Here is a 17,446-nt window from a genome sequence, read left to right as displayed (position 1 = left end):
TTACGGCCTACGGGCCGTGGGCGAGCGCGCACCTTAGCACTCGGGAATTCTTCTAAGAATCCCGAGTGCTAGAACAAAGTTTCATATTCATATAGCGATCAAATCGGGTTGTCGCAGTCGATGAAGCGATGCTCGATGCCGAAGCGCTGCGCCAGGTAGTCGCCCAGCGCCTGCACCCCGTAGCGCTCGGTGGCGTGGTGACCGGCGGCGATGAAGCCGATGCCGCTTTCCCGGGCACTGTGGTAGGTCTGCTCGGACGCCTCGCCGGTCAGGTACAGATCCACCCCGGCGCTGATCGCCTGCTCGATGTAGCCCTGCCCGCCTCCCGTGCACCAGCCGATCCGTTGCACCGGTCGCGCGCAGTCCACCAGCAGCGGCTCCCGGCCCAGGACCGTGGCGACACGCCGGGCGAACTCGGCGGCGCTCATCGACTCCGGCAGATGCCCGAGCAGCGCCACGCTGCGCGGATTGTCGGGTTCCAGCGGGCCCTCCACCTGCAGGCCGAGCAGGCGGGCCAGCTGCACGTTGTTGCCCACCTCGGGGTGCACATCCAGCGGCAGGTGGTAGGCCAGCAGGCTCATGTCATGGCTCAGCAGGGTCTTCAGGCGCCGCTGCTTCATCCCCACCACACAGGGGTTCTCGCCCTTCCAGAAATAGCCATGGTGCACCAGCACCAGGTCCGCCCCCTCGGCCACGGCGGCATCCAGCAGCGCCTGACTGGCGGTCACCCCGCTGATGATCCTGCGCACCTGCGAACGGCCTTCGACCTGCAGGCCATTGGGGCAGTAATCGGCAATCTTCGCCGAAGACAGGTAGCGATCGGCTTCGAAAACCAGAGTAGACAGGTCAATGTCCATGGAGAGTTCCTTTTAGCGGCCGGACGGCTGCTTCTTTGCGATGCGCGTCCGTATAATGGCGCGACTTCATCGAGGGGTCGCCCGTGTCTAAAAAGCGAATCTTACCGTTGCCGCGGGCCTTGAACAGTCATCCGTTCCTGCGCGCCCGTGCCGAGGGCGAAACCTGGCGCCAGCGCATCGGCCTGGCCGTGCCGCGCTGGCTGGGCGGACGAGCCCTCGAACCGGGCAAGCTGCGCGAGACCCTGCGCTATTTCGGCTGGCCGCTGCTGGCCGGCCTGCTGCTGGCGCTGCTGCTGATCGAACGCCATCCCGAGTGGGTCGGCCTGCCCGGCCCGCAGCTTTCCCAGGGCAGCAGCGCGTTTTCCCTGCCGAGCCAGGAAGGTCCGGTGTCCTATGCCCGCGCGGTGGATCGCGCCGCGCCGGCGGTGGCCAACCTGTACACCACCAAGGTGGTCAGCAAGCCGGATCATCCGCTCTACCAGGATCCGCTGTTCCGGCATTTCTTCGGTGAGACCCTGCCGCGTCAGCGCCGCCTGGAATCCAGCCTCGGCTCGGCGGTGATCATGACCCACGACGGCTACCTGCTGACCAACAACCACGTGACCACCGGTGCCGACCAGATCGTGGTGGCGCTCAAGGACGGCCGCGAAACCCTGGCGCGGGTGATCGGCAGCGACCCGGAAACCGACCTGGCGGTGCTCAAGATCGACCTGCCCGACCTGCCGTCAATTCCGCTCGGTCGTTCCGACGGCATCCGCATCGGCGACGTGACCCTGGCCATCGGCAACCCGTTCGGCGTCGGCCAGACGGTGACCATGGGCATTATCAGCGCCACGGGCCGCAACCAGCTGGGCCTGAACACCTACGAGGATTTCATCCAGACCGACGCGGCCATCAACCCGGGCAACTCCGGCGGCGCGCTGGTGGATGCCCACGGCAACCTGATCGGTATCAACACGGCGATCTTCTCCAAGTCCGGCGGCTCGCAGGGCATCGGTTTCGCCATCCCGGTCAAGCTGGCACTGGAAGTGATGCAGTCGATCACCGAACACGGCCAGGTGATTCGCGGCTGGCTGGGCATCGAAGTGCAGGCGCTGACCCCCGAACTGGCGGAGTCCTTCGGCCTGGGCGCGCGCAGCGGGGTGATCGTTGCCGGGGTCTACCGGGATGGCCCGGCGCAGCGCGCCGGCTTGCAGCCAGGCGACCTCATCCTGCGCATGGACGAGCAGGCGATCACCGACGGTCGCGGCGCCATGAACCAGGTGGCGCGCGCGCGTCCCGGACAGCAGATCAGCATCGAGATCCTGCGCAACGGCAAGCCGCTGACGCTCGAAGCGGAAGTTGGCCTGCGCCCGCCCGCCGCCGCCAGCACGGAACGGCCCTGAGCCTGCAGTAGCGACTTCAGTCGCGAGCTTTTGAGCGGGATTGCACTAAAAGCATCGGGGGACTGAAGTCGCTCCCACAAACAGCGGCCGCAAAGCGGCGTCAGCCGAACCTCTACCTCAACTGCACAACCCGCGCAGCGCCTCGACCAGCGCCTGATTCTGCTCCGGCGCGCCAATGGTGATGCGCAGGAACTGGGCGATGCGCGGCTGCTTGAAGTGCCGCACGATCACGCCCTGCTCGCGCAGGCCGGCAGCCAGCGTGGCGGCGTCGTGCCCCGGGTGGCGGGCGAAGATGAAGTTGGCCGCCGACGGCAGCACGTCGAAGCCCAGTCCGGCCAGCGCGCCGACCAGTCGCTCGCGGCTGGCGATCACCTTGCGACAGCAGTCCTCGAAGTACGCACGGTCCTCGAACGCCGCCGCCGCGCCGACGATGGCCAGGCGATCCAGCGGGTAGGAGTTGAAGCTGTTCTTGATGCGCTCCAGCGCCTCGATCAGCTCGGGATGACCGACCGCCAGGCCGACGCGCAGGCCGGCCAGCGAGCGCGACTTGGACAGGGTCTGGGTGACCAGCAGGTTCGGGTAGCGGTCGACCAGCGCGATGGCGCTCTCGCCGCCGAAGTCCACGTAGGCCTCGTCGATCACCACCACGCTGTCCGGATTGGCCTGCAGCAGTTGCTCGATCTCCGCCAGCCCCAGCAGGCAGCCGGTCGGCGCGTTCGGGTTGGGGATGATGATGCCGCCGTTGGGGCGCGCATAGTCCGCGACACGGATCTGGAACGCGTCATCCAGCGCCACGGTTTCGTAGTCGATGCCGTACAGGCCGCAGTACACCGGGTAGAAGCTGTAGGTGACATCCGGGAACAGCACCGGGCGGTCATGCTGGAACAGGCCGTGGAAGATGTGCGCCAGCACCTCGTCCGAGCCGTTGCCGACGAACACCTGCGCCGGCTGCACGCCGTAATGGTCGGCCACCGCCTGCTTGAGGCGCTCGCCGTTGGGGTCAGGATACAGGCGCAGGCTGTCGTTCAGCTCCGCCTGCATCGCGGCGATGGCCTTCGGCGACGGCCCGTAGGGGTTCTCGTTGGTATTGAGCTTGACCAGACGGGCCAGCTTGGGTTGTTCACCCGGCACATAGGGCACCAGGTCCTTGACGAAAGGGCTCCAGAATCGGCTCATCGCCCTTCTCTCCTCGAATGGATGCGGTTTGGCGTAGGGTGGAAAAGGCCTGTGGCCGTTTTCCACCCGGCGGCTTACTTGATGCGGTACTCGGCGCTGCGTGCGTGGGCGGTCAGCGACTCGCCACGCGCCAGCACCGAGGCCACCTTGCCCAGCTCCGAGGCGCCCTCGGCCGAGCAGTAGATGATCGACGAGCGCTTCTGGAAGTCGTAGACACCCAGCGGCGAGGAGAAGCGCGCAGTGCCGGAGGTGGGCAGCACGTGGTTGGGGCCGGCGCAGTAGTCGCCCAGCGCCTCGGCGGTGTAGCGCCCCATGAAGATCGCACCAGCGTGGCGGATCTGCGGCAGGTACTGCTCGGGATTCTCGACGGAGAGCTCCAGGTGCTCCGGCGCGATGCGGTTGGCCACGTCGATGGCCTGGGCCATGTCGGCCACCTGGATCAGCGCGCCGCGCCCCAGCAGCGAGGTGCGGGCGATGGCCTCGCGCTCCAGGGTCGGCAGCAGCTTGTCGATGCTGGCGGCCACGCGGTCGAGGAAGGCGGCGTCCGGGCTGACCAGGATGGACTGCGCGTCCTCGTCGTGCTCGGCCTGGGAGAACAGGTCCATGGCGATCCAGTCCGGATCGGTCTGGCCATCGCAGACCACAAGGATTTCCGACGGGCCGGCGATCATGTCGATGCCGACCTTGCCGAACACGTGGCGCTTGGCGGTGGCCACATAGATGTTGCCGGGGCCGACGATCTTGTCCACCGGCGGCACGCTCTCGGTGCCATAGGCCAGCGCGGCCACGGCCTGGGCGCCGCCAATGCAGAACACCCGGTCGACGCCGGCGATGGCGGCGGCGGCCAGCACTATTTCGTTGAGCTCGCCGCGCGGCGTCGGGACCACCATGACCACCTCGGGCACACCGGCGACCTTGGCGGGAATGGCGTTCATCAGCACCGACGACGGATAGGCGGCCTTGCCGCCCGGTACGTACAGGCCGGCGCGATCCAGCGGGGTGACCTTCTGGCCCAGCACGGTGCCGTCGGCCTCAGTGTAGCTCCAGGAATCCTGGCGCTGCTTCTCGTGGTAGCTGCGCACCCGCGCGGCGGCGGTTTCCAGCGCCTGGCGCTGCTCGGGGGTGATGCGTTCGAGCGCCAGTTCCAGGCGCTCACGGGGCAGGATCAGGTCGGCCATCGAGGTAGAAGCGACCTGGTCGAAGCGCTGGCTGTATTCCACCAGCGCGGCATCGCCACGACTGCGCACGTTGGCGATGATCTCCAGCACGCGCTGGTTGACCGCGTCATCCGAAACGCTTTCCCAGCTCAGCAGATGATCCAGGTGTCGAGCGAACTCCGGATCAGCGGCATTGAGTCGACGCAGGGAACGTTCAGCGGTCATGGCAGGCCTCATCATTGGCAATGGCTCGGGCGTCGCTAGACTATCAAGCCTGTTGCGTGGACGCCCGAGAAAAAGGCTATGAGGCGCATAGGCTCTGGGACGACGGCTGGGGTTCGGCTCTGGGCGAACCGAAACGCCAACCGATCTTCTAGCCGTGGTGTCGCTCGACCGCTTCGCGCAGGGTTTCGATCAGCGCCTGGATGCGAGCGTGCTTCATCTTCATGGACGCCTTGTTGACGACCAGCCGCGAGCTGATCATGGCGATCAGTTCCTGGGGCTCCAGGCCGTTGGCGCGCAGGGTATTGCCGGTGTCGACCACGTCGATGATCTTGTCGGCCAGACCGACCAGCGGCGCCAGCTCCATGGAGCCGTACAGCTTGATGATGTCCACCTGGCGGCCCTGTTCGGCGTAGTAGCGCTTGGCGACATTGACGAACTTGGTGGCCACCTTCAGGCGCCCCTTGGGCTCGGGGGCGCCCACCTTGCCGGCGGTCATCAGCTTGCAGTTGGCGATCTTCAGGTCCAGCGGCTCGTACAGGCCCTGGCCACCGAACTCCATCAGCACGTCCTTGCCGGCCACACCCAGATCGGCGGCGCCCTGCTCGACATAAGTGGGCACGTCGGTGGCGCGCACGATCAGCAGGCGCACGTCGTCCAGCGAGGTCGGAATGATCAGCTTGCGGCTCTTGTCCGGGTTCTCGGTCGGGACGATGCCGGCCTCGGCCAGCAGCGGCAGGGTGTCGTCGAGAATGCGGCCCTTGGACAGCGCGATGGTGAGCATGGTGGATCCTTGAAAGCGATTAATTGGGCACGCGACGGATCTTGGCGCCCAGCAGCTGGAGTTTTTCCTCGATGCACTCGTAGCCGCGATCGATATGGTAGATGCGGTCGATCATCGTCTCGCCCTCGGCGACCAGCGCGGCGATCACCAGGCTGGCAGAGGCGCGCAGGTCGGTGGCCATCACCGGAGCGGCCTTCAGCTGCGGCACGCCGGTGACGATGGCGGTGTTGCCCTCGACCAGGATCTGCGCGCCCATGCGGCTCATTTCATACACGTGCATAAAGCGGTTTTCGAACACCGTTTCCACCACGGTGCCAACGCCTTCGGCCACGGCGTTCATGGCGATGAACTGGGCCTGCATGTCGGTGGGGAATGCCGGATAGGGCGCGGTGCGCACGCTCACGGCCTTCGGGCGGTTGCCCTTCATGTCCAGCTCGATCCAGTCGCTGCCGGTAGTGATGTGCGCACCGGCTTCCTGCAGCTTGAGCAGCACGGCTTCCAGGATGGTCGGATCGGTGTCCTTGAGCTTCACGCGACCACGGGTCGCGGCGGCGGCCACCAGGTAGGTGCCGGTCTCGATACGGTCAGGCATCACGCTGTAGCGACCGCCACCCAGACGCTTCACGCCGTCGATGGTGATGGTGTCGGTACCGGCGCCCCTGACCTGCGCGCCCATGGCGTTGAGGAAGTTGGCCAGGTCGACCACTTCCGGCTCGCGGGCGGCGTTTTCCAGGATGGTGCGGCCGTTGGCCAGCGCCGCCGCCATCATGATGTTCTCGGTGCCGGTGACACTGATCACGTCGAAGAAGAAGCGCCCACCACGCAGGCCACCGGCCGGCGCCTTGGCCTTGATGTAGCCGCCTTCGACTTCGATTTCGGCGCCCAGCGCTTCCAGGCCGCGAATGTGCAGGTCCACCGGACGCGAGCCGATGGCGCAGCCGCCGGGCAGCGCCACTTCGGCCTGGCCGAAGCGGGCAACCATCGGGCCGAGCACCAGGATCGAGGCGCGCATGGTCTTGACCAGTTCGTAGGGCGCGACCAGGGTCTGGATGCTGCTGGCGTCCACTTCGACGCTGAGCTTTTCATCGATGACCGGCTGCACGCCCATGCGACCGAACAGCTCGATCATGGTGGTGATGTCGTGCAGGTGCGGCAGGTTGCACACGGTGACCGGGGTATCGGCCAGCAGGGTGGCGGCCAGGATCGGCAGGGCGGAGTTCTTCGCCCCGGAAATGCGGATTTCGCCGTCGAGGCGCTTGCCGCCGGTGATGATCAGTTTGTCCATAGGTCTCTCGACGTCGACGCCTCAGGAACGCTCGGCCCACTGGGCGCGGCTGTAGAATTTCATGGTGACGGCGTGGATGCTGCCGTCGGCGATCCAGGGATTGAGCTGCGCGTAGATCTGCTGCTGGCGCTTGACCGGGCTGAGCGCGGCCAGCGCGTCGTCGATCAGGTTGAGCTGGAAGCTGCAACCGGCACCTTCCACTTCGACCTGCACGCCAGGCAGCTGCTCTTCGAGAAAGTTCTTAACGTCCAGTGCCTGCATCTCAACCTCGCTCGGCGCGTTCGGATAGTACGGAGCCCTGGGCTCGCGGGCCGGGCATCATACAAAAAAAGCCCGCGCGTCGCGACTCAAGCGGCGCTTACCGGCAGCAGCTCCAGCAACTCGCAAACCTCGGCGATCTGGCGCATGTCGGCAGGCAGCGCCCGCACCTGCAGTGTCTTGCCCGCCGCCTCGGCGTCGCGCAGGTAGGCCAGCAGCAGCGCCAGGCCGACGCTGCTGGATTTTTCCACCGCCCTCAGGTCCAGGCACAGAGTGGCCGCCCGGCTGGCGCGAATCAGCGTCCGGCCCTGTTCGCGTAAAGCGGGACCGGTGCGGAAATCCAGCACGCCGGCCAGCAGCAGTTGGCCGTCAGTCTCGGCGCGGATACTCGCGCTCATTGGCCACTCGCCTTCTGCGCCTCGGCGCTGTCCTTGGCCTGTTCGACCACCTGCACCCAGCCGTCGATGGTCTTGTCCAGGTCGTTGCCGTTGCGCTGCATCGCTTCGGCGAACTGGTCGCGGAACAGTTTGCCGATGTTGATGCCGTTGATGATCACGTTGCGCAGCAGCCAGCGGTCGCCCTGCTTGACCATGGTGTAGGACAGCGGATAGACCACGCCATTCTGGCCGATCACTTCCATGCCGACGCTGGCGCGATCCGGCTCGCTCTGCCGCTCGGGCAGGATGCGGATGCCCTGGTTGTCGTACTCGAGCAGCGCATTGCCGTAGAACTGCATCAGGCTGCGCTTGAAGTTGTCCTCGAAGCGCTGCATTTGCGCCTCACTGGCCTGACGCGAGTACTTGACGGTCATGATGCTGCGCGAGATGCCGCGCACATCCACCACCGGACCGAGAATGTCGTTCAGCGACTGGTAGAAGGCCTCACGGTCGGTGCGATAACGCTCCTTGTTGGCCTTGAGGTCGCCGAGCATGCGCTCGACGCTCTGTTCCACCACCTGCTGGGCGGAGGGCGCGGCGCTGGCCAGCAGCGGCAGGCCGAGCAGCAGCGCCAGGAAGGTGCGCCGCACGGCGCTGAGCAGGACAGTCATCATTGCCCCTCCTTGTTCACGGTATTGAGCAGGAACTTGCCGATCAGGTCTTCGAGGACCAGCGCCGACTGGGTGTCACGGATCACGCCACCCTCACGCAGCATGTCCTCCTCGCCGCCAACGCTGATGCCGATGTACTTCTCGCCCAGCAGGCCGGCGGTGAGGATCGAGGCGGTGGAGTCGATCGGCAGGTTGTCCACGGCGCGATCCAGCTCCATGGTCACCCGGCCGGTGTAGCTGTCCTTGTCCAGGTCGACGGCCAGCACCTTGCCGATGGTCACACCGGCCATGGTCACCTTGGCGCGCGGCGTCAGGCCGGCGACGTTGTCGAAGTGCGCGTAGAGCCGGTAGGTATCGCCCGAGCCGACTGCCGACAGGCCGCTGACGCGCAGGGCGAGCAGCAGCAGGGCGAGCAGGCCGGCGAGCAGGAACAGGCCCACGCCGATTTCCAGAGTGCGGCTTTGCATCAGAAGTCTCCAAACATCAGGGCAGTCAGAATGAAGTCGAGGCCGAGCACGGCCAGCGAGGCATAAACGACGGTACGGGTGGTGGCGCGGCTGATGCCTTCGGAGGTCGGCTCGCAGTCATAGCCCTGGAACACGGCGATCCAGGTGACCACGAAGGCGAACACCACGCTCTTGATGACACCATTCACGACGTCTTCCATGAAGCGCACGCTGTTCTGCATGTTGCCCCAGTAGGAACCGTCGTAGACGCCCAGCCAGTCCACCGCGACCATGGCGCCGCCCCAGATGCCGACCACGCTGAAGATCGCCGCCAGCAGGGGCATGGAAATGAAGCCGGCCCACAGGCGCGGCAGGATCACGTACTTGAGCGGATCAACGCCGATCATCTCGAAGCTGGACAACTGCTCGGTGGACTTCATGTTGCCGATCTCGGCGGTCAGTGCCGAGCCGGCACGCCCGGCGAACAGCAGCGCGGTGACCACCGGGCCCAGCTCGCGCAGCAGGGTCAGCGCAACCATCTGGCCGACCGCCTGTTCGGAGCCGAAATCGCTGAGGATGTTGAAGCCCTGCAGCGCCAGCACCATGCCGATGAAGATGCCGGACACCACGATGATCGGCAGCGACAGCACACCGACGAAATACAGCTGCTTGATCAGCAGTTGCAGGCCATTGCCCAGCCCGCTGCGGCCCGCCAGCACATGGAACAGGAAAATGGTCGAGCGACCCAGGGCCTGGCAGACATCCAGGCCGGCCCTGCCAAGCAGGCGGACACGTTCAAGGGGAGACTTGGTGTGCATCAGCGGCTTCCCAGCAGATCGGCGCGGTAATCCACCGCCGGATAATGGAAGGGCACCGGCCCGTCCGGGGTGCCCTGCATGAACTGGCGCACCCGCGGATCGTCGGAATTCATCAGGTCGTCGGGCGTGCCCTGCCCCAGCACCTTGCCGTCGCCCACCACGTACAGGTAGTCGGCGATGCTGGCGGTTTCCGCCAGGTCGTGGGAGACCACGATGCTGGTGATGCCCAGCGCGTCGTTGAGCAGGCGGATCAGGCGCACCAGCACGCCCATGGCGATCGGGTCCTGGCCGACGAAGGGCTCGTCATACAGGAGGATCTGCGGATCGAGGGCGATGGCCCGGGCCAGCGCCACGCGGCGCTTCATGCCGCCGGACAGCTCGTCGGGGGTCAGCTCGATGGCGCCGCGCAGGCCGACCGCCTGAAGCTTCATCAGCACGATGTCGCGGATCATTTCCTCGGGCAACTCGGTGTGCACCCGCAGCGGGAAGGCGACGTTCTCGAACACGTTCAGGTCGGTGAACAGCGCGCCGCTCTGGAACAGCACGCCGAACTGCTTGCGCATATCGAACAGCGCGCCGCGCCCGAGGGTCGGCAGGTTGACGCCGTTGACCCACACCTCGCCCTTCTCCGGGCGCAGCTGGGCGGCGATCAGGCGCAGCAGGGTGGTCTTGCCGCAGCCGGAGGGTCCCATGATGCCGGTGACCTTGCCGCGCGGAAACGCCAGGTCCACGTTGTCGAAGATGGCTCGTTCGCCGCGCCGGAAGGTCAATCCTTTCAGCTGGACCGCATACTCGTCAGTCATCCCGCCTCCTGTACCACCCGGCAACTCCGGAAACGCCGGAGCCGGCATTGAAAAAGGCGCGCACTATAGCATTTCCGAAACATTCATCAGTGTACGTAAGCAAATTCTTACTTCATTGCTCAACTGTTCGCCCCCCGGCACGGTAATCGCCTCGGTCAGGCAGATGAGCCTGACGCCCTTTGCCGCTATAATCGCCGCCTTTTCCATCAGCGGTTCCCTGTGTCATGAGCCAAACCAGCACGCCGATCCAGTCCGCCCAGCGCACCATCCGCCTGGAACTTGAAGCCATCGAAGCCCTGTTGCAGCGCATCAACGGCGACTTTGCCCGCGCCTGCGAGCTGATCCTGGCCTGCAAGGGCCGCGTCGTCGTGGTCGGCATGGGCAAGTCCGGACACATTGGCCGCAAGATCGCCGCCACCCTGGCCAGCACCGGCACCACCGCCTATTTCGTGCACCCCGGCGAGGCCAGCCATGGCGACATGGGCATGATCACCCGCGACGACGTGGTGCTGGCCCTGTCCAACTCCGGCAGCACCAGCGAAATCGTCACCCTGCTGCCGCTGATCAAGCGCCTGGGCATCACCCTGATCAGCATGACCGGCAATCCCGCCTCGCCGCTGGCCAAGGCGGCCGCCGTGAACCTGGATGCCGGCGTCAGCCAGGAGGCGTGCCCGCTGAACCTGGCGCCCACCTCCTCCACCACCGTGTCGCTGGTGCTGGGCGATGCCCTGGCCATCGCCCTGCTGGAGGCGCGCGGCTTCACCGCCGAGGACTTCGCCTTCTCGCACCCCGGCGGTGCCCTGGGCCGGCGCCTGCTGCTCAAGGTCGAGCACGTCATGCACCAGGGCACCGAGCTGCCACTGGTCGAACGCGGCACCCCGCTGCGCGAGGCGCTGCTGGAAATGACCCGCAAGGGGCTGGGCATGACCCTGGTGGCCGAGGCCGATGGCCGCCTGGCCGGCATCTTCACCGACGGCGATTTGCGCCGCGCGCTGGATCGTGGCGTGGATGTGCGTGACGCTGGCATCGACGCGCTGATGACCGTTCCCGGCAAGACGGTGCGCGCCGACGCCCTGGCCGCCGAGGCCCTGAAACTGATGGAAGACCACAAGATCAGCGCGCTGGCGGTGGTCGACGACAACCATATGCCGGTCGGTGCACTGAACATGCACGACCTGCTGCGCGCCGGAGTGATGTGATGAACGTTCTGCTGCAACGTGCCCGCCAGGTGCGCCTGGCCATCTTCGACGTGGACGGCGTGCTGACCGATGGCCGCCTGTACTTTCTCACCGACGGCAGCGAGTTCAAGACCTTCAATACCCTCGACGGCCAGGGCATCAAGATGCTGATGCGCTCCGGGGTGCGCACGGCGATCATCTCCGGGCGCAAGACGCCGGTGGTCGAGAAGCGCGCCCGCGACCTGGGCATCCAGCATCTCTACCAGGGCCGCGAAGACAAGCTGGTGGTGCTCGATGAACTGCTCGCCGAGCTGGGACTCCATTATGAGCAGGTCGCCTACCTGGGCGACGATCTGCCCGACCTGCCGGTGATCCGCCGCGTCGGCCTGGGCATGGCCGTCGCCAGCGCCGACCCGTTCGTACGCCAGCACGCCCACGGCGTGACCCAGGCACGTGGCGGCGAAGGCGCCGCGCGGGAGTTCTGCGAACTGATCCTGCGCGCCCAGGGCAACCTCGAGGCCGCCCAGTCCGCCTATCTGTAAAGGGACGATCCCGCCATGCTCGGCAAATTGCGCACGTTTCTGCCGCTGATCATCATCGCTCTGGTATTTGCCGCCATCGGCTACTGGAACATCTCGCCGGAGCGTTTCCTCGATCAACCGCAGGCCGTGCAGCCGCCGCCCTCGGTGGACTTCTTCATCGAGAACGCCCGCTCCCGGCAGTTCCAGGCCGACGGCAGCCTGCGCTACGAGCTGACCGCCGAGCGCCTGGAACACCTCAAGGACAGCGACACCAGTCTGCTGACCCAGCCGGATCTGCTGATTCACCGCGCGAATGAACAGCCCTGGCGCGTGCGCAGCCTGCGCGGCGAGGTTGCCCCGCAGGGCAGCCAGGTGGAGCTGCTCGACGCGGTGCGCATCGAGCAGACCACCCCCCAAGACCGCTTTACCCGGCTGACCACCAGCCGCCTGACCGTATTCCCCGAGCGCGAATATGCCGAGACCGCCCAGCCGGTGCGCATCGAGAACCCCGACGGGGTGACCACCGCCACCGGCATGCAGGCCTACGTCAAGGAAGGCCGGGTCCTGCTGCTGTCCAATGTGAGAGGCCAACATGACGTTCGCTAAACCGCTTCTGCTGCTGGGCTGTCTGATCCTGGCCGGCAGTGCCTGGGCGCTGCCCACCGACCGCGACCAGCCGATCCATGTGCAGGCCGACAGCGCCGAGCTGGACGACCGCCAGGGCAAGGCCGTGTATCGCGGCGACGTGGTAATCACCCAGGGCACCCTGAAGATCACCGGCAACACCGTGACCGTGACCCGCAATGCCCGCGGCGAAATCGACACCTTCACCGCCCAGGGCCGTCCGGCCTACTACGAACAGCAACCGGCGGCCGGCGAATCGCTGGTGCACGCTTACGGGCGCACCATCGAATACTTCGCCAGCAACGAGCGCATCGTGCTGACCGACCAGGCCAAGGTGGTGCGCGACGGCAACACCTTCGAAGGCGAGCGCATCGTTTATGACACGCGCACCCAGGTGGTCAACGCCGGCCGCGCCCAGGGCGGCAGCGTGAGCACGCCCAAGCCACGCATCGACATGGTGATCCAGCCACGCAAGAAGCCCGCGGAGTCCAGCGAATAATGGCCACCCTCATTGCCCGCCACCTGGCCAAGAGCTACAAGAAGCGCCAGGTGGTCCGCGACGTCAGCCTGCGCATCGACAGCGGCCAGATCGTCGGCCTGCTCGGCCCCAACGGCGCCGGCAAGACCACCACCTTCTACATGGTGGTCGGCCTGGTGCGCGCCGATCACGGCCAGGTGCTGATCGACGACCTGGACGTCAGCCACCAGCCGATGCACGGCCGCGCCCGCGCCGGTATCGGCTACCTGCCCCAGGAAGCCTCGATCTTCCGCAAGCTGACGGTCACCGACAACATCATGGCGATCCTCGAGACCCGCAAGGACCTCGACGCCGAAGGCCGCCGCCGGGCGCTGGAGGGGCTGCTGGAGGAATTCCACATCACCCATATCCGCGACAGCCTGGGCATGAGCCTGTCCGGCGGCGAGCGGCGCCGGGTGGAGATCGCCCGCGCGCTGGCCAGCGCGCCGAAGTTCATCCTGCTCGACGAACCCTTCGCCGGCGTCGACCCCATCTCGGTGGGCGACATCAAGCAGATCATCCAGCACCTGAAGTCCAAGGGCATCGGCGTGCTGATCACCGATCACAACGTGCGCGAGACCCTGGACATCTGCGAGACCGCCTACATCGTCAGCGAGGGCCGGCTGATCGCCGAAGGCAACGCCGAGGCCATCCTGGCCAACCAGTTGGTCAAGGAAGTCTATCTGGGGCACGAGTTCCGTCTGTAGAGCGACTGGCGGACACACCTGCGGGATATACAATTCGTCGCCGGGCATATAAATTGCTTGCGGACGGCGCCCCGGCGCGCCGAGGGACAGGCGAACACCCGCCGGAATACAAGGTCTGCCATGAAACCATCGCTCGTTCTCAAGATGGGCCAGCAGCTGACGATGACCCCGCAGCTGCAACAGGCCATTCGCTTGCTGCAACTTTCCACGCTGGATCTGCAGCAGGAAATCCAGGAAGCCCTCGAATCCAACCCCATGCTGGAACGGCAGGAGGAAGGCGAGGATTTCGACAACAGCGATCCGCTCGCCGACGGCGACGAGGCCGCCAGCAACACCCCTGCGGAAAACACCTACCAGGAGACGCAGAGCAGCGTTGAGAACCTGGAAGAGGTGAGCGACTGGAGCGAGCGCATCCCCAGCGAGCTGCCGGTGGACACCGCCTGGGAAGATGTCTACCAGACCAGCGCCAGCAGCCTGCCCAGCAACGACGATGACGAGTGGGACTTCACCGCCCGCACCAGCGGCGGCGAAAGCCTGCACAGCCACCTGCTCTGGCAGCTCAACCTGGCGCCGATGTCGGACACCGACCGACTGATCGCCACCACGCTGATCGACTGCATCAACGACCAGGGCTACCTGGAAGAATCCCTCGAGGAGATCCTCGAATCCTTCGATCCCGAGCTGGACATCGAGCTCGACGAGATCGAGGCCGTGCTGCGCCGCCTGCAGCATTTCGAACCGGTCGGCGTGGGCGCCCGCGACCTGCGCGAGTGCCTGCTGCTGCAATTGCGCCAGCTGCCGGACGGCACCCCCTGGCGCACCGAGGCGCAGCGCCTGGTCGGCGAGTTCCTCGACCTGCTCGGCGGCCGCGACTACAGCCAGCTGATGCGCCGCCTGAAGCTCAAGGAAGACGAGCTGCGCCAGGTGGTCGAGCTGATCCAGAGCCTCAACCCCCGCCCCGGCTCGCAGATCGAATCCAGCGAGCCCGAGTACATCGTGCCCGACGTCATCGTGCGCAAGGACAGGGGCCGCTGGCTGGTGGAGCTGAACCAGGAGGCGGTGCCGCGCCTGCGCGTCAACCCGCAGTACGCCGGCTTCGTGCGCCGCGCCGACTCCAGCGCCGACAACACCTTCATGCGCAATCAGCTGCAGGAGGCGCGCTGGTTCATCAAGAGCCTGCAGAGCCGCAACGAAACGCTGATGAAGGTGGCCAGCCAGATCGTCGAGCACCAGCGCGGCTTCCTCGAATACGGCGAGGAAGCCATGAAACCGCTGGTCCTGCATGACATTGCCGAAGCGGTGGGCATGCACGAGTCGACCATCTCGCGGGTCACCACCCAGAAGTACATGCACACCCCGCGCGGCATCTTCGAGCTGAAGTATTTCTTTTCCAGCCATGTCAGCACGTCCGAGGGCGGCGAGTGCTCGTCCACCGCCATCCGGGCGATCATCAAGAAACTGGTGGCCGCGGAAAACGTGAAGAAACCGCTGAGCGACAGCAAGATCGCCAGCCTGCTGGAGGAACAGGGCATCCAGGTGGCGCGCCGCACCGTCGCCAAGTACCGGGAGTCCCTGGGCATCGCGCCGTCAAGTGAACGTAAGCGTCTGATGTAAAACGTTTGGCAGGCTTGTTTAACGGCGCCGGAATGATTAGGGTCAATGCTCAGAACCCCTTGGCGCGTCACAGTGATTCGGAGGGTCGATCAACGGGTCGGCCCTCTCCCAACGGCAAGAAGGAGAACAGGTATGCAAGTCAACATCAGTGGTGACCAGCTGGATGTGACTGAGGCCATGCGCGGCTATGTCGAGGAGAAGTTCTCCCGACTGGAGCGCCACTTCGACCGCATCACCAATGTGAATGTGATCATGCAGGTGGAGAAGCTGCAGCAGAAGATCGAGGCCACCCTGCACATCGCCGGCGGCGAAGTGGTCGCCAATGCGGAGCACACCGACATGTATGCCGCCATCGACCTGCTGGTGGACAAGCTCGACCGCCAGTTGATCAAGGCCAAGGAGAAGCGCCTCGACCGGGAGCAGGGCGCCACCGTCCGCTGACTCCAACTCCATGATCCGACTCGAAAGCATCCTGACCCCCGGGCGTTCCCAGGTGAACGCACCGGGCGGCAGCAAGAAACGCGTCCTCGAACTGATTGCCAACCTGATCGCGCGCGAGCAGCCCGGACTGGACCCCAGCGAGCTGTTCGAGGCGCTGATCGCGCGTGAGCGCCTCGGCTCCACCGGCTTCGGCAACGGCATCGCCATTCCGCATTGCCGGCTGCCGAACTGCAGCGCGCCGATCAGTGCCGTGCTGCGCCTGGATGCGCCGGTCGACTTCGACTCCATCGATGGCGTGCCGGTCGATCTGCTGTTCGTGCTGGTGGTGCCGCCCGCCGCCACCGACGAGCACCTTGAACTTCTTCGCCAGATCGCCGGTCTGCTTGAGCGCGCGGATATCCGCGAACGCCTGCGCAACGCACAGAGCAGCGAAGCGCTTTATCAGACCGTGGTGGACGAGCTGGGCGGGAAGTGACATGCGCCTGATCATCGTCAGCGGCCGCTCCGGCTCGGGCAAGAGCACCGCGCTGGATGTCCTCGAGGACAGCGGCTTCTACTGCATCGACAACCTGCCCGCCGGCCTGCTTCCCGAGCTGGCCGAGCGCGCGCTGATCCATACCGAACTGCTGCATCCGCTGGTCGCCGTGTCCATCGACGCGCGCAACCTGCCCAGCCATCTGCAGCGCTTCCCGGAGCTGCTCGACGAAGTGCGCGGTCGGCACATCCACTGCGATGTGCTGTACCTGGATGCCGATGACGAGACCCTGCTCAAGCGCTTCTCGGAGACCCGCCGCCGTCATCCGCTGACCAGCGACACTCGTTCACTGGCCGAGGCGATCCAGGATGAAAGCCTGCTGCTCGGCCCGATCAGCGACCTGGCCGACCTGAAGATCGACACCACGCACCTGAACCTCTACCAGCTGCGCGACACCCTCAAGCTGCGCCTGCTCAACAAACCCGAGCCGGGCACCGCCTTCCTGGTGGAGTCCTTCGGCTTCAAGCGCGGCATGCCGGTGGACGCCGACCTGGTGTTCGATGTGCGCTGCCTGCCCAATCCCTACTGGAAGCCGGAGCTGCGCGATTACAGCGGCCTCGATCAACCGGTTATCGACTACCTGGCCGCCCAGCCCGATGTCCAGGAGATGTACCAGGATCTCTCGGTCTATCTGCACAAGTGGCTGCCGCGCTTCGCCGCCAGCAACCGGTCCTATGTAACCATCGCGGTCGGCTGCACCGGGGGCCAGCACCGCTCGGTGTACCTGGCCGAACGCCTGGGCACGGCCCTCAAGGCACAACTGAAGAACGTCCAGATCCGTCACCGCGACCTGAAAGCCTAGGATCCCTGAATGCCCGCCTGCGAAGTCCTCATCGTCAACAAGCTCGGCCTGCACGCCCGCGCGGCGGCCAAGTTCGTCGCCACCGCCGGACGCTTTCCCTGCCGGGTCAAGGTCGGCCATTCGGCGGATGCGCTGGTGGACGGCAAGAGCATCATGGCGGTGATGATGCTGGCCGCCGGCCAGGGCACCCCGCTGCACCTGCACGCCGAAGGCGAGCAGGATCAGCTGGCGGTCGTTGATCAGTTCCACCAGGGCGTCGATCGCCAGC

At 65.9% G+C, this 17,446-nt stretch carries 22 protein-coding genes; 11 read left to right on the top strand and 11 right to left on the bottom strand.

Annotation, left to right across the window (positions count from 1 at the left end):
• Positions 1–98: 98 nt before the first annotated feature.
• Positions 99–857 carry a Nif3-like dinuclear metal center hexameric protein gene (locus VL129_RS08755; RefSeq protein WP_325412146.1) on the bottom strand — a complete coding sequence of 253 codons (759 nt, stop codon included), beginning with the start codon at positions 855–857 and terminating at the stop codon, positions 99–101.
• Positions 858–1,087: 230 nt separating this feature from the next.
• On the opposite strand from VL129_RS08755, the gene algW reads away from it, so the two are divergent.
• Positions 1,088–2,242, top strand: coding sequence for a Do family serine endopeptidase AlgW (algW, locus tag VL129_RS08750; protein ID WP_325412171.1), 1,155 nt, complete (start codon positions 1,088–1,090; stop codon positions 2,240–2,242).
• Positions 2,243–2,359: 117 nt separating this feature from the next.
• Here algW and hisC read toward each other — a convergent pair whose 3' ends face one another.
• The 10 genes from hisC to VL129_RS08700 all read right to left on the bottom strand — a co-directional run bounded on the left by hisC (position 2,360) and on the right by VL129_RS08700 (position 10,239).
• Positions 2,360–3,418 (bottom strand): histidinol-phosphate transaminase, encoded by a 1,059-nt coding sequence (gene hisC, locus VL129_RS08745; protein ID WP_325412144.1) that lies wholly within the window; start codon positions 3,416–3,418, stop codon positions 2,360–2,362.
• A 74-nt stretch (positions 3,419–3,492) separates the two neighbouring features.
• Positions 3,493–4,800 carry a histidinol dehydrogenase gene (gene hisD / locus VL129_RS08740; protein WP_325412142.1) on the bottom strand — a complete coding sequence of 436 codons (1,308 nt, stop codon included), beginning with the start codon at positions 4,798–4,800 and terminating at the stop codon, positions 3,493–3,495.
• Positions 4,801–4,948: 148 nt separating this feature from the next.
• The gene (hisG, locus tag VL129_RS08735; RefSeq protein ID WP_325412140.1) at positions 4,949–5,581 is read right to left on the bottom strand and encodes an ATP phosphoribosyltransferase; all 633 of its coding nucleotides are present in this window, start codon (positions 5,579–5,581) and stop codon (positions 4,949–4,951) included.
• 19 nt (positions 5,582–5,600) lie between these two features.
• Entirely contained in the window at positions 5,601–6,866 is a 1,266-nt protein-coding gene (gene murA, locus VL129_RS08730; RefSeq protein ID WP_325412138.1) for a UDP-N-acetylglucosamine 1-carboxyvinyltransferase, read from the bottom strand.
• A gap of 21 nt (positions 6,867–6,887) precedes the next feature.
• Positions 6,888–7,127 carry a BolA family protein gene (locus VL129_RS08725; RefSeq protein WP_325412136.1) on the bottom strand — a complete coding sequence of 80 codons (240 nt, stop codon included), beginning with the start codon at positions 7,125–7,127 and terminating at the stop codon, positions 6,888–6,890.
• Positions 7,128–7,213: 86 nt separating this feature from the next.
• On the bottom strand, positions 7,214–7,522 hold the full coding sequence (locus VL129_RS08720; protein ID WP_325412134.1) for an STAS domain-containing protein: 309 nt from the start codon (positions 7,520–7,522) through the stop codon (positions 7,214–7,216).
• Positions 7,519–8,163 (bottom strand): MlaC/ttg2D family ABC transporter substrate-binding protein, encoded by a 645-nt coding sequence (locus VL129_RS08715; protein WP_325412169.1) that lies wholly within the window; start codon positions 8,161–8,163, stop codon positions 7,519–7,521. Before VL129_RS08715 ends, VL129_RS08720 begins: the two co-directional genes overlap by 4 nt.
• An 8-nt stretch (positions 8,164–8,171) precedes the next feature.
• Positions 8,172–8,639, bottom strand: coding sequence for an outer membrane lipid asymmetry maintenance protein MlaD (gene mlaD, locus VL129_RS08710; RefSeq protein WP_325412132.1), 468 nt, complete (start codon positions 8,637–8,639; stop codon positions 8,172–8,174).
• On the bottom strand, positions 8,639–9,436 hold the full coding sequence (mlaE, locus tag VL129_RS08705) for a lipid asymmetry maintenance ABC transporter permease subunit MlaE (protein WP_325412130.1): 798 nt from the start codon (positions 9,434–9,436) through the stop codon (positions 8,639–8,641). Before mlaE ends, mlaD begins: the two co-directional genes overlap by 1 nt.
• Entirely contained in the window at positions 9,436–10,239 is an 804-nt protein-coding gene (locus tag VL129_RS08700; protein ID WP_325412128.1) for an ATP-binding cassette domain-containing protein, read from the bottom strand. The genes mlaE and VL129_RS08700 overlap by 1 nt, the downstream gene beginning before the upstream one ends.
• 224 nt (positions 10,240–10,463) lie before the next feature.
• Between VL129_RS08700 and VL129_RS08695 the strand changes: the two genes are divergently transcribed.
• The 10 genes from VL129_RS08695 to VL129_RS08650 all read left to right on the top strand — a co-directional run.
• Positions 10,464–11,438 carry a KpsF/GutQ family sugar-phosphate isomerase gene (locus VL129_RS08695; protein ID WP_325412126.1) on the top strand — a complete coding sequence of 325 codons (975 nt, stop codon included), beginning with the start codon at positions 10,464–10,466 and terminating at the stop codon, positions 11,436–11,438.
• Positions 11,438–11,959, top strand: a complete 522-nt coding sequence (gene kdsC, locus VL129_RS08690) for a 3-deoxy-manno-octulosonate-8-phosphatase KdsC (protein ID WP_325412124.1) — start codon at positions 11,438–11,440, stop codon at positions 11,957–11,959. The genes VL129_RS08695 and kdsC overlap by 1 nt, the downstream gene beginning before the upstream one ends.
• A gap of 15 nt (positions 11,960–11,974) precedes the next feature.
• Positions 11,975–12,544 carry an LPS export ABC transporter periplasmic protein LptC gene (gene lptC, locus VL129_RS08685; protein WP_325412122.1) on the top strand — a complete coding sequence of 190 codons (570 nt, stop codon included), beginning with the start codon at positions 11,975–11,977 and terminating at the stop codon, positions 12,542–12,544.
• Positions 12,531–13,061 (top strand): lipopolysaccharide transport periplasmic protein LptA, encoded by a 531-nt coding sequence (gene lptA, locus VL129_RS08680; protein ID WP_325412120.1) that lies wholly within the window; start codon positions 12,531–12,533, stop codon positions 13,059–13,061. The genes lptC and lptA overlap by 14 nt, the downstream gene beginning before the upstream one ends.
• Positions 13,061–13,786: an LPS export ABC transporter ATP-binding protein gene (gene lptB / locus VL129_RS08675; RefSeq protein ID WP_325412118.1), complete on the top strand. Its 726-nt coding sequence runs from the start codon at positions 13,061–13,063 to the stop codon at positions 13,784–13,786. Before lptA ends, lptB begins: the two co-directional genes overlap by 1 nt.
• 120 nt (positions 13,787–13,906) lie before the next feature.
• On the top strand, positions 13,907–15,400 hold the full coding sequence (locus tag VL129_RS08670; RefSeq protein WP_325412116.1) for an RNA polymerase factor sigma-54: 1,494 nt from the start codon (positions 13,907–13,909) through the stop codon (positions 15,398–15,400).
• Positions 15,401–15,532: 132 nt separating this feature from the next.
• Positions 15,533–15,841: a ribosome hibernation-promoting factor, HPF/YfiA family gene (gene hpf / locus VL129_RS08665; protein WP_325412114.1), complete on the top strand. Its 309-nt coding sequence runs from the start codon at positions 15,533–15,535 to the stop codon at positions 15,839–15,841.
• A 10-nt stretch (positions 15,842–15,851) separates the two neighbouring features.
• Positions 15,852–16,316, top strand: a complete 465-nt coding sequence (gene ptsN, locus VL129_RS08660) for a PTS IIA-like nitrogen regulatory protein PtsN (protein WP_325412112.1) — start codon at positions 15,852–15,854, stop codon at positions 16,314–16,316.
• Position 16,317: 1 nt separating this feature from the next.
• Positions 16,318–17,178, top strand: a complete 861-nt coding sequence (rapZ, locus tag VL129_RS08655; RefSeq protein ID WP_325412110.1) for an RNase adapter RapZ — start codon at positions 16,318–16,320, stop codon at positions 17,176–17,178.
• A 9-nt stretch (positions 17,179–17,187) separates the two neighbouring features.
• On the top strand, positions 17,188–17,446 hold a 259-nt coding region (locus VL129_RS08650; RefSeq protein WP_325412108.1), incomplete at its 3' end, for an HPr family phosphocarrier protein.

It is taken from the genome of Pseudomonas sp., from assembly GCF_035497915.1.
Lineage (GTDB): Bacteria > Pseudomonadota > Gammaproteobacteria > Pseudomonadales > Pseudomonadaceae > Serpens.
This window is presented reverse-complemented; position numbering and strand designations above follow the sequence as displayed.